This window comes from Cyclobacterium jeungdonense (assembly GCF_010994275.1).
Lineage (GTDB): Bacteria > Bacteroidota > Bacteroidia > Cytophagales > Cyclobacteriaceae > Cyclobacterium > Cyclobacterium jeungdonense.
Window position 1 is genome coordinate 159,227 of the sequence record NZ_WMCD01000002.1, and the last position, 11,559, is coordinate 170,785.

The window sequence follows — 11,559 nt, forward strand, 5'->3', positions numbered from 1 at the left end:
CAGTCTGAATTAATTCCTTTCGTCCATTTTCTGTGATAAATTTGTAACTGAAAGTATTGTAACATGCAGTCAAAGTTTAAAGCTTTAAGTCTCTCCTATAAGAAAGCCCCTGTTGAAATCAGGGAGTTGGTTTCTCTGGATGAGGGTGCAGTTCATTCACTTTTGGGTAAATTAAAAGATTTTTTTAGCCTCACTGACACCCTTATACTTTCTACCTGTAATCGGACAGAAATCTATTACAGCCATGAATTAGACCTTTCTACGGAGATTATTAAGCTGGTAGGATTGGAAAAAGGGCTTGTAGACACCATATCTTATCTGGAATACTTTGATTTATTCCCGAATGATAAGGCAGCGATCGAACACCTTTTCCGTGTAGCCATGGGGCTGGAAGCTCAGGTAATAGGAGACATGCAGATTTCCAATCAGGTAAAACGAGCCTATCAGGCCTCTGCAGACATGGAAATGGCCGGTCCCTTTCTGCACCGACTCATGCACACCATCTTTTTTACCAATAAAAAGGTGGTTCAGGAAACGGCTTTTCGGGATGGAGCCGCCTCCGTCTCCTATGCTGCCGTAGAATTGATAGAGGAGCTTACTTCCAACACCCATCAGCCCAGGGTATTGTTAATCGGTTTGGGGGAAATTGGAGAAGATGTAGCCAAAAACCTTGCCTACCTTCCGGATGCCCGGGTTACTATCTCAAACCGAACTTATTCCAAGGCGGTAGCCATGGCTTCGGAATACGGATTTGAGGCTATCCCTTTTGAGGACTGTTTTGAGGCCATGAAGGAGGCAGACGTTATCATTTCTTCTATTATGAAATCAGAGCCTTTTATCACTAAAGGTCTGGTAAGTAGTTTTGATATTAAAAGTTACAAACTCTTCGTTGACCTGTCTGTTCCCCGAAGTATCGATACGGCTGTGGAAGATATCGCAGGAGTACTCCTTTACAATGTGGATAACATCCGAAGTAAAGCCAGTGAAACGCTGAGCAAACGGACGGCTGCCATTCCTCAGGTCGAGGAAATCATACAGGAAAACATCAATGAATTTTACGATTGGAAAAAAGAAATGATGGTATCCCCTACCATCAATAAGCTAAAAAACAGTCTGGAACAGATTCGAAAGGAGGAATTGGAGCGTTACCTAAAGAATGCGGATGATAACCAGATCGAAATCATCGATAAGATTACCAAGAGTATGATGCAAAAAATCCTTAAAGTACCGGTGGTACAGTTAAGGGCGGCTTGCAAGCGAGATCAGGCCGAAGAAATGATTGACATCATCAATGACTTGTTTGATCTGGAAAAACAGGAGGAGAAAAAGCAGCATTGACTTCCCATCCATCCCTATTTTTCGGGATTTCTTCCTTGTCAATTACCTAAAAAAATTGCTACTTCTTTTTTTATTGAGATTACCCGATAAATTTTTACTTTCACCTCAAAAGTAGTCCTTATGCGAAAAGTTTACCTTTTATCTTTTTTTCTTCCTTTCTACCTGACGCTTCTATCTGTATCCATTGGATTTGGTCAAACCTGGGAAGTCTTTGACCAGAATTTTAATTTAGAAAAGAAAATTTCCCCCGGCAACATTTACCTCCTGGGAAACTCACTGAGGATAAATGTCTGGGAAAATGACCTGTCGTTTTTAGACCCGGAGTATCGCCCCTTTATCACAGTCGACAGCGCCAGTTTGTATCAGTATCTGGAACCTTGGATAATTATCAAAAACAGTGGGAAATATGGTGCGTTTCATGAGTATGGGGAACAGGTCCTTCCTCCTATCTATGATGAAATAAGTACCTTCTATACCCATCTTTTAGCAAGAAAAGGCCAGGAATACTTTATTTATGACAGGGGAAGTAGAACAACTTCGCCCATCGGAACTTTTGCGGGTGCCCGCTTAGCAAAAAACGGGCAGGTAATCGCCCAATTAGCTGATGGCGCTTACACATTGCCCCTTTCACCTACTCCAGATTACCGGTTTCAATTCCTGGCTGATCCCGGCCCGGATGCGATCGTTTCTCAGGAATCCACCGGATTTGGACTGATCAACAGGGAAGGCGAGTACATTCTGGATCCTATTATTGATAAAATTGATCATCTGGAAGGCACCTATTATTTTGCGAAAAACGAAAAAGAATACCTGCTGATTGATGCCCTTTCTACCGACGCGGATATTCGCTACAACAGTTTTCACCGGATTAGCATTGAAGAAGGGGTCATGGTGGAGTACATTCATGGTAAACTCCGGAGAATCATGAAAAATGACGGAATTCTTCTGGACATTTTAGGAATGGATTCCGTGAGGAAAATCAACGATCATTACAATGTCCATTTTAGGAACGCTACTACCGGATTGCTGAATTCACAGGGAAAATGGGAGGTCAGGCCTACCGCGGCTGCCAGCTTGTTATTCCCGGGAAATGAGGGGCTTTTTGCTGCGAAAATGGGAGAACAATTTGGCTATGTGGACGCTGCAGGCAATACGATCATCGATTCGGAATACGATCAGGTCGAACCCTTCTCGGAGGGGCTGGCGGCTGTGAAATTAGGCTCAAAATGGGGGTACATCAATTCTAACAATGAATTGAACATTCCTATGGTCTATGATTGGGCAGGCTCTTTTACCCATGGGGTAGCCATCGTGAGGGAGAATCAGGGCACCTATTTGATCGATTCCAACGGCGAAAAACTACTTCCCGTATCCTCTGATCGCATCAGCAGGATGCGGGACGGGTATTACTTACTGGAAAAAGAAGGGCTATTAGGTATTGCCAATCCGAACGGCCAACTTATCAGTCTTCCTCAGTTTGAAGAAATTCGGAGGGAAGGAACAGACCGGATTCTGATTCGGAAAGGCGCCAACTACGGAATCATGCGGGAAAACGGTGATTATGTATTGCCCCTGTATTACAGCCGTATTCTATTTGATGAGGAGAATGATAAAATACTAGCTAAAAGCATGCAGATCGAAATAGAATCTACGGAAATAATGGAAGGAAAGAAGTCAAGGAAAAAGAAAAATAAAGGGGCCTAAAGCCCCTTTTGGTAAGTTGTATTACTTGTTTTTATCGTTTCCTTTTGACCGGTCTCCAGATTTATTTTCATCCGAATTAGCGATAGAATCCCGCATGCTGGTATCGGATTTTACATTTTCCATTTTATAATAATCCATTATTCCCAGATTTCCAGACCTGAAGGCTTCTGAAATGGCTTTGGGTATTTCGGCCTCTGCCTCGGTAACCTTGGCTTTCATTTCGACATTCTTCGCTTTCATCTCTTGCTCCAGTGCTACCGCCATGGCCCTTCTTTCTTCGGCTCTTGCCTCGGCTACTTTAAGATCGGCAGTGGCCTGGTCAATCTGTAGTTTAGCTCCGATATTCGATCCCACATCGATGTCCGCAATATCGATGGAAAGAATTTCAAAAGCTGTTCCAGCATCCAATCCCCTTTCCAAAACCAGTTTGGATATTTTGTCCGGATTCTCCAAAACACTTTTGTGGTTTTTGGCAGATCCAATGGAGGTCACGATGCCTTCGCCCACTCTTGCCAGAATGGTTTCTTCACCTGCTCCACCGACAAGTTGCGCAATATTGGCCCGGACCGTAACCCTGGCTTTGGCTATAAGCTGAATGCCATCTGCAGCAACAGCTGCCACGTTGGGCGTATTAATGACCTTCGGATTTACCGATATCTGCACTGCCTCAAACACATCCCTTCCGGCCAAATCGATGGCCGTAGCTTGTTTAAACGACAGGGAAATATTGGCCTTGTCCGCAGAGATTAACGCCCGAATCACATTGGGCACGTTACCTCCCGCCAGGAAATGCGTTTCCAAATCATTGGTGGTCAGATTTAGACCTGCTTTGGTGGCAGTGATCAGCGAATTGACGATCACCCCTGGAGGCACTTTCCGGATCCGCATCCCTACTAATTCCAAAAGCCCTACCTTCACATTGGAAAATATGGCTGTTATCCAAAGATTGACCGGGACAAAATAAAGAAAAACGAAAAGAAGAATCAGCCCGGCAAATGCTGCTACCAATATGAATGCCGAATTAGAAATTTCCATGATTTACGGTTTAATGATAATTTTATTGTCTGCTATTTTTTGTATCGTCACGTTTGTCCCGGCAGGTATAAAACCGCCCTCAGACTTGGCTTCATACATTTTATCTCCAAATTCCACTTTTCCGTAGGGTTTGCAATCGGAAATGGTCTGTCCGGCTTGACCAACTTCAAGTCCTTCCAGACGGTCATCGTAGGTACGGTTTACTGAAGTTCCTTTCAATGCAAACCGGTTCCATACCCCGGATTTAAATCCATACACCAGAAACCCCAGGTTTACCAGGATACTAAGGACTAAAACGCCATAGGCTACAGATGCAGGAAAATGAAGAAAGGAATAAAAGACCCCCATTCCGGTAAACACCAGGCCCAAAGCACCCACCAAAGTGGTACCGGGTACAAACACCACCTCCATGAGCACCAGAAGCGCTCCAAACAGAATTAAACTCAATACGATTATCCAATCCATGAGACGGCGCTAATTTTACTTGTCCTGAAATTCAGGATTTCTGTAAATTTACAAGATTTCGCAACAATTGAAAGCCTGAAATGCGAATCATCCGGTAATTCTCCCGACCATTCGTATTTCGGAACAAAAACTCTGAATTGAAAGAAACTGAATGTACTCAATAAGCACGGGCAAACAGCACCCTACCCTTGGAGGGTTTTCCAGAAAGTATGCATTTTCCCTGCTCCGGAATCTGATCCAGCGGAATACAACGGATTGTAGCTTTGGTTTGCTCTTTTATCCGTTCCTCGGTTTCCTCCGTACCATCCCAGTGAGCCGAGACGAAGCCTGCTTTGTTTTCCAGAATATCGATAAATTCTTCCCATGTATCGGCTTTCGTCGTTTTTTCCAACGTAAACGCATGTGCTTTTCTATAGATGTTTTCCTGAATATCAGCCAGGGTCTTTTTTATCAATGCAGGTAGGTTTTCATTTTCAAGCTGAACCACGGATTTGGTCAAGTTATCGCGACGAGCCATTTCTACGGTTTGGTTTTCCAAATCCCGAGGACCAATCCCCAGTCTCAGGGGCACCCCTTTGAGTTCGTATTCAGCAAATTTCCAACCTGGTTTGTGGGTGTCCCGGTCGTCAAACTTCACCGAAATACCCAGATCTTCCAAAGATTCCATGATTTCCCCTGCTTTCACCCGTATGGCTTCCAGTTCTTCGTCGCGTCTAAATATGGGAATAATTACTACCTGAATGGGCGCTAGCTTTGGTGGAAGTACCAGGCCCTGATCGTCGGAATGGGCCATGATCAAGGCACCCATAAGGCGGGTACTTACCCCCCAGGAGGTACCCCAGACATGCTCTAGCCCGCCTTCTCGGGTGGCAAATTTGACATCAAAAGCCTTGGCAAAATTTTGACCCAGGAAGTGGGAAGTTCCGGCCTGCAGGGCTTTTCCATCCTGCATCATACCTTCAATGCAATAGGTAGCTTCCGCTCCGGCAAACTTTTCACTTTCGGATTTAATGCCTTTAATTACCGGCAGCGCCATGAAATTTTCCGCAAATTCGGCGTATACGTTCAACATTCGTATCGTTTCCTCCTCTGCTTCCTTTTTAGTTTCGTGGGCGGTATGGCCTTCCTGCCAAAGAAATTCTGAGGTTCTCAGAAATAACCGGGTTCTCATTTCCCAGCGGACCACGTTGGCCCACTGGTTGATTAACAGGGGCAGGTCCCGGTAAGACTGGATCCAGTTTTTATAAGTGCTCCAGATCACGGTTTCTGAAGTGGGACGGACGATAAGCTCTTCCTCCAGCGCAGCTTCAGGGTCCACAATTACTCCTTTGCCCGAAGGGTCTGATTTTAAGCGATAGTGGGTCACTACGGCACATTCCTTCGCAAAGCCCTCTACATGACTTGCTTCTTTGGATAAATAGGATTTTGGAATGAATAAAGGGAAATACGCATTGGAATGTCCTGTTTTTTTAAACATCCTATCCAGTTCGGCCTGCATTTTTTCCCAAATGCTAAATCCATAGGGCTTGATCACCATACAGCCCCTTACTGCACTGTTTTCAGCAAGATCCGCTCTTTTCACCAATTCATTATACCAGAGGGAATAATCCTCGCTTCGTTTCGGTAATCCTTTGCTCATTAGTATTTCTTTGTTGTAATAAAAAAACTCTTTATATTCGATTCTTGATTTTAGGCAAATATAATTTAAAAAATGATAACCCTCCCGCTATGTTACCGTATATAGTAAGAGAGAAATAAACTGAAAACCCCATGATTAATTTCAATCCAATTCGGACCATAGGTGCATTATCTATTCTTGGCTTGGCTGCATGTAGCACCAGCTACAATGCCAGCAGAAGCGGACAAGAAATGGATAATTTGTATTTTATGGCATCAGATGCCCGAATAGCCACTGAATTTGCCGTAAAAAACAACAATCCTGAAAATTTCGAGGAAATCGAGGACATACGTTCTTTAGACGGAGAAACTGATAATTTTTCCGCCAAAAACGTCAATCCGGAATATATTGCGAAATATCAGCGTTCTACTACTCCCGCAGAAGAAGGAACGGTATATTTTGACGATTCCCAGTCTGACGGTGAGCTTGCCCAGGGTCAGCCAAACATAAATGCCTACGACAATTACCGTGGATCAGGTGGAAACAACTCAGGCATTACCAATAACTACTTCATGAATCCCATGATGGGTATGTACCCGATGATGGGAATGGGTGGCATGTACAATCCTTACTGGGGCTCCGGCTTCGGAGGAATGGGAATGTATGACCCCTTTTGGGGATCAGGATTTGGTTTCAGGCCTGGATTTAACCTAAGTATAGGTATGGGTATGGGTTGGGGAAGCCCTTTCATGAGACCAGGGTTCGGATTTTATGATCCATTTTGGGGATCTGGTTTTGGTTACAGACCAGGTTTTGGAGGCTTCTACGGTGGAGGCATGTGGGGTAGAAACATTTATTCTCCCATCATCGTACTACCTGGCGGCAATGAAGGAAACAGGAGGCAGGTAGTTCAGGGTGCCAGACCTGGTAGAGCTTCTTCCCTGGCAAACACGGCTAGCAGATCTACCAGAAGTGCTGTACAACCTAGTTCAACAAGAGCTTCTGCGAGAAGAGAAGCTATGAATAGTAGTGTTGTTAGTAGAAATCGATCCGCAGGTACAACCAACTCCTTCTCCAGATCTCAAAATGATTATTACAATGCGGCATCTGCAGCACCGACCAGAAGGAACATCAATTCACCGGCAATGAATCGTGCTGGTAACACTTCAACCCGAAGCAGTTATAATACGCCTAGCAGGACGGACACATATAACAGAACGCAGGCACCTTCGAATTCTAACTCAAGGACCTATAATTCACGAAGTAACTCGCGTTCAACCTATTCAGCTCCCAGGTCTAACAGTAGAAGTTCATCTCCTTCCTATAACAGAAGCAGAACTAATAGAACTACAACACCAAGTTATCAACAACGATCTACCTCCCCTAGCAGAAATTCTTATTCTGCACCATCCAGATCGTCTTCATCCTATAGCGCTCCAAGCAGGAGTAGTTCCGGTGGAGGATCTTCCAGAGGAGGTAGTGTTGGAGGCAGTAGAAGAGGGAATTAATTCCCTCTTTTTTTCTCTTTTGGTTTAAAAATCATTTTTTTTCAGATTACCTTAGTTGATACCCGTCAATTTTGGTTTCAATTTCATTCGAATCGTTTAATTCTAACTATCAATCTTTGCGCAACATTTTACTTTAACTTAATTTCCTGATTTTCGTTTCGGATAATAAGTCTTTCTTATTTCGTTCACCCGATAAGCTGACAGGAAAATATACGATTGACGTGATTTTGTTAGCTTCAGTAAAACCCAATTCAGTTGATATGAAAGGATTAAAATTGATTTTAGCCTCTTTGGCCATACTAGTCTTTAATTTACCTCTTCTTAAAGCCCAAAGCGGATATGTGGAAGATGCGCTTAGATTTAGCCAATACGGTGCAACCGGATCTGCCCGGATAAATGCGATAGGTGGAACCCAAAATTCCTTGGGTGGTGATATTAGCAATGTCCACGGAAATCCTGCAGGTCTAGGGTTTTTCCAGAATTCGGAATTTAGCGTTACAGCAGCCTATGGAGATTGGAATTCGGAAACACTGCTTTTGAACCAATCCAGGGGACTCAATACCACCAATTTCTCTATACCCAATATAGGTGCCGTGATCAGTAGAGCCAAGGCCCCCCTGGAAATTGGTGACTGGAGAGGAGGCTCATTCGGTATCAGCCTCAACAGGCATTCTACATTCAATCAAAGTTTCGGCTATTTTTCCAATCAGTTGGATCAGGGGTCTATTCTGGATTACTATGTTGACCTGTATAACGACCAGGGTGTGCCTAGCGGAACAGATGGCCTATTCTTTGATGCCTTTCTGATCAATCCGGTAGATGGAGGGTACGATTTCGTCCCCAATGCCAGCGATGCGCTGGAAAAATCCGAAACGGTAGAAAATGAAGGCAATCAGACGCAGGTTAGTTTCTCTTACGGAGGAAACTATAAAAACAAACTATTTATTGGCGGATCGTTGGGGATCAGTACCATCTCCTTTCGGTCTACTAAAACCTACAACGAAGAGTTTTTGGACGATGCGAATCAGACCACTTTGTTCAGCTCCCTGCAAGAAAACTTATTTCTTGACGGGTCAGGTATTAACCTCGGACTGGGAATTATTTACAAACCGGTAGACCAACTAAACTTAGGATTGAATTTTAAATCACCCACCTGGAATCGGTTGAACGAAGAATATGATGCCGATATCTTTGCTGATTTTTCTCCCCCCTATCAGGATCCTGAATTTGGTACCATCGCCGAATCGGATGCTGAAACGGATATTTTCATCAGCAGTTATAACCTGAGGACCCCCTTGATGGTAGGTGCCGGTATGACTTACTTTTTTGGGAAAAACGGGTTTATATCAGGTGATGTCAATTACCTGGATTACAGCACGGCAAATCTCCGGTCCAATGTATTTAATACGGAGCAAGATAATACAGAAATCAGTAGGCTTTACGGACAAACGATCAATTACAGTGTTGGTGGAGAGTACCGGATTCAGAAACTGAGGATAAGGGCTGGCTATGCCTTTTACGGGGATCCCTTTGGGGAATCAGGTGATTTGGACCGTAGCACTACTCAACTATCCGGAGGGATAGGGTTAAAATTGCCCGCATTCAGTATCGATTTTGGCTTGATTAATCGCAGGTTTAATAGTTATTACACCTCCTACCCCGGCGCTGATCTGGCTACAATCGATAACAACCAGATCAGCGGTTCACTAACCTTAGGGTTTAATTTTTAAAAAAGGCATCCAGGATGAAATCAATAACTCAGGGGAAATGTCTTCTCCCCTGAGTTTTATTTTTGCCTTTTCGTAAAACGCACAGCGCTCCACATACATGTTTTTCAACTTGAGGATGATTTCGGAGGTATCCATTCCTGAAAACAATGGTCTCAATTCCACCTGTGACTGGGTAAGCCTTTCCAGAATATGATTAAGCGGGACATCTAAAAATACGGAAACTCCCGTGGAATTAATCAGTTTCATATTATCGTTGTAACAAGGAGCTCCACCGCCGGTGGCCAATACAAAAGCCTCATCCCTGCCAAGCATCTCCGATATAACAGCCGTCTCCAGCTTTCTGAAATAACCCTCTCCCTTTTCTGGAAAAAGTGAGGCAATTTTTTTCCCCTCTTTTTCCTCTATAAGATCATCCAAATCATAAAAAGGGACGTTAAGCCTCGTCGCCAGTTCTTTTCCCAGGGTAGATTTTCCACTTCCGGGCATGCCAACCAAGACTATTTTTCTGGGATCCATCATGGCGAAAACAGGTTTTTGGCCGCTTCCGGAGCCGGTGTATTTCGAAAGTGATATTTGCCCAACACGGTCCCATTTTCCAGAAAGACCAGCCCGGGATTGGATCGGATGATGGTTTTTACCACGGTGGCATCTGCCATATAATACCCCAGCTTCAGGCCATTTTCAGATAAAAAGGCTTCCATTTCCGCCTCGGATGAGGCAGCCACCAATACCATTCGCACATCCGTACCCTGAAATGCGTTGATCAAGGCACTGATCTGCTCCATATGGTTGATGGAAAGGTCCATCTTGGATATCTGATGGGAAAGTAGAAGCACCTTTTTACCACTTAGAATTTCCTCTGTATGGTCACCCTCATCGTTCCAGATGGCGAAATCAGATATCTTCGGAAGGGCTTCAGGGTTTTTTAATTGCATCTCGACAAATTCATAGCTTTCATCCGAGGGGTATTGGTCGAAAGTCACCGTTTCTCCATCTCTTCGCATGACATACCTGTATTCCAGATTCTCTGAGGGCAGCATAGCACGAGAAATATTGACCCCTTCCTTAAATGCCCTGAAGTCAATAAAGGGAAGGTTTCGTATGGCCACAATGGCGAGCAACAGGGAAATAATCAAGGAACCGACGGTCATCCATTTACCGACAGTACTTGAGCCCTCCGGAAGGTGTTTTCTGAAAACCGCCATGAACAATATAAGGCCTAAAAGGACCAAATCTTTGTAAAAAGACTCCCAGGGGGTCAATTTGATGGCATCTCCGAAACACCCGCAATCCGTCACCTTGTCGAAATAGGCAGAATAAAAGGTAAGAAATGTGAAAAACAGAATCATGGCCAATAGCAGGTAGACGCCCGTCTTTATCTTCCAGCCTGTCAGCACCATGATGCCCAGACCTACCTCCAATACCACCAGGATCACGGCCACCAGCAGTGATATGGATTTAAGTGGTTCAAAGATGGGGGAAATATCGGTTGCAAAAACATCGAAATATTCCTGCATTTTAATAGAGGTACCTACGGGGTCATTCACCTTTATCAAGCCGGAGAACACAAACAGACCACCCACCAAAATGCGGGCGACAAATAATAAGGTTTTAACGGTCATCCTGATTTAATTTTATCATACAAAATACGGCATAATTGAGCATGTCCTGATAATTTGCGGCCACTCCTTCGGAAACCAGTGTTTTACCCTGATGATCCTCAATTTGCTTGACGCGTAACAATTTCATTAAAATGATGTCGGTTATCGAGGATACCCGCATGCTTCTCCACGCTTCACCATAGTCGTGGTTTTTGTTGGCAAGTAGCTCACGGGTAGCTTCCACCCACTTGTCATAAAGTGGTTCCAACTCCTGAAAATCAATCTCCATGCGCTTATCATCCCGTAAATCCAGCTGCATTAAGGCAATGAGGCAATAGTTAATTATCCCAATAAATTCATCTTTGATAGAATCGGTCACCTTTTGTTTGCCTTTTTCCTGAATGGAGCGAATGCGCTGCGCTTTGATGAAAAGCTGATCTGTAAGGGAGGGAAGTCTCAAAATTCTCCAGGCAGTACCATAATCTTGAGTCTTCTTCTTAAAAAGTTCTTTACAAAGGCCAATAACTTCATTATATTCGCTTGCGGTTTGCGTTTCCAAA

Annotated in this window: 10 protein-coding genes; 4 read left to right on the top strand and 6 right to left on the bottom strand. The window is 44.0% G+C overall.

All coding sequences use genetic code 11. The features are described 5' to 3' along the window. Positions 1-63 precede the first annotated feature (63 nt). Both hemA and GKS34_RS05795 read left to right on the top strand, forming a co-directional pair. Entirely contained in the window at positions 64-1,338 is a 1,275-nt protein-coding gene (gene hemA / locus GKS34_RS05790) for a glutamyl-tRNA reductase (RefSeq protein WP_163383864.1), read from the top strand. A 120-nt stretch (positions 1,339-1,458) separates the two neighbouring features. Next, complete coding sequence (locus GKS34_RS05795; protein WP_163383865.1) at positions 1,459-3,042, top strand: WG repeat-containing protein; 1,584 nt, start codon at positions 1,459-1,461, stop codon at positions 3,040-3,042. A 21-nt stretch (positions 3,043-3,063) separates the two neighbouring features. Here the strand turns inward: GKS34_RS05795 and floA are convergent, their stop codons facing one another. From floA to proS, 3 genes are all read right to left on the bottom strand, one after another. Then, on the bottom strand, positions 3,064-4,077 hold the full coding sequence (gene floA / locus GKS34_RS05800; RefSeq protein ID WP_162417620.1) for a flotillin-like protein FloA: 1,014 nt from the start codon (positions 4,075-4,077) through the stop codon (positions 3,064-3,066). Between the two features lie 3 nt (positions 4,078-4,080). Then, a complete protein-coding gene (locus GKS34_RS05805; RefSeq protein WP_163383866.1) occupies positions 4,081-4,542 on the bottom strand; it encodes an NfeD family protein in 462 nt (153 codons plus the stop codon). Positions 4,543-4,699: 157 nt separating this feature from the next. Beyond that, positions 4,700-6,181, bottom strand: a complete 1,482-nt coding sequence (gene proS / locus GKS34_RS05810; RefSeq protein ID WP_163383867.1) for a proline--tRNA ligase — start codon at positions 6,179-6,181, stop codon at positions 4,700-4,702. Between the two features lie 131 nt (positions 6,182-6,312). On the opposite strand from proS, the gene GKS34_RS05815 reads away from it, so the two are divergent. Both GKS34_RS05815 and GKS34_RS05820 read left to right on the top strand, forming a co-directional pair. Then, positions 6,313-7,668, top strand: a complete 1,356-nt coding sequence (locus tag GKS34_RS05815) for a hypothetical protein (RefSeq protein ID WP_163383868.1) — start codon at positions 6,313-6,315, stop codon at positions 7,666-7,668. Positions 7,669-7,928: 260 nt separating this feature from the next. After that, the gene (locus GKS34_RS05820) at positions 7,929-9,398 is read left to right on the top strand and encodes an OmpP1/FadL family transporter (RefSeq protein ID WP_163383869.1); all 1,470 of its coding nucleotides are present in this window, start codon (positions 7,929-7,931) and stop codon (positions 9,396-9,398) included. On the opposite strand, the gene GKS34_RS05825 is transcribed toward GKS34_RS05820, so the two are convergent. From GKS34_RS05825 to GKS34_RS05835, 3 genes are read right to left on the bottom strand one after another with little or no spacing between them, the layout of a single operon-like run. After that, a complete protein-coding gene (locus tag GKS34_RS05825; RefSeq protein ID WP_163383870.1) occupies positions 9,381-9,917 on the bottom strand; it encodes a shikimate kinase in 537 nt (178 codons plus the stop codon). The genes GKS34_RS05820 and GKS34_RS05825 overlap by 18 nt on opposite strands. Next, a complete protein-coding gene (locus GKS34_RS05830) occupies positions 9,914-11,020 on the bottom strand; it encodes a BT_3928 family protein (RefSeq protein ID WP_163383871.1) in 1,107 nt (368 codons plus the stop codon). The genes GKS34_RS05825 and GKS34_RS05830 overlap by 4 nt, the downstream gene beginning before the upstream one ends. Then, entirely contained in the window at positions 11,010-11,558 is a 549-nt protein-coding gene (locus tag GKS34_RS05835) for a DUF1599 domain-containing protein (RefSeq protein ID WP_163383872.1), read from the bottom strand. The genes GKS34_RS05830 and GKS34_RS05835 overlap by 11 nt, the downstream gene beginning before the upstream one ends. Position 11,559 lies beyond the last annotated feature (1 nt).

Bases quoted from the DNA above. Each gene is read 5' to 3' on its own strand.
- GKS34_RS05820 (WP_163383869.1), top strand. From the start codon at position 7,929: ATGAAAGGATTAAAATTGATTTTAGCCTCTTTGGCCATACTAGTCTTT.
- proS (WP_163383867.1), bottom strand. From the start codon at position 6,181: ATGAGCAAAGGATTACCGAAACGAAGCGAGGATTATTCCCTCTGGTAT.
- GKS34_RS05815 (WP_163383868.1), top strand. From the start codon at position 6,313: ATGATTAATTTCAATCCAATTCGGACCATAGGTGCATTATCTATTCTT.
- GKS34_RS05805 (WP_163383866.1), bottom strand. From the start codon at position 4,542: ATGGATTGGATAATCGTATTGAGTTTAATTCTGTTTGGAGCGCTTCTG.
- GKS34_RS05795 (WP_163383865.1), top strand. From the start codon at position 1,459: ATGCGAAAAGTTTACCTTTTATCTTTTTTTCTTCCTTTCTACCTGACG.
- hemA (WP_163383864.1), top strand. From the start codon at position 64: ATGCAGTCAAAGTTTAAAGCTTTAAGTCTCTCCTATAAGAAAGCCCCT.
- floA (WP_162417620.1), bottom strand. From the start codon at position 4,077: ATGGAAATTTCTAATTCGGCATTCATATTGGTAGCAGCATTTGCCGGG.
- GKS34_RS05825 (WP_163383870.1), bottom strand. From the start codon at position 9,917: ATGATGGATCCCAGAAAAATAGTCTTGGTTGGCATGCCCGGAAGTGGA.
- GKS34_RS05830 (WP_163383871.1), bottom strand. From the start codon at position 11,020: ATGACCGTTAAAACCTTATTATTTGTCGCCCGCATTTTGGTGGGTGGT.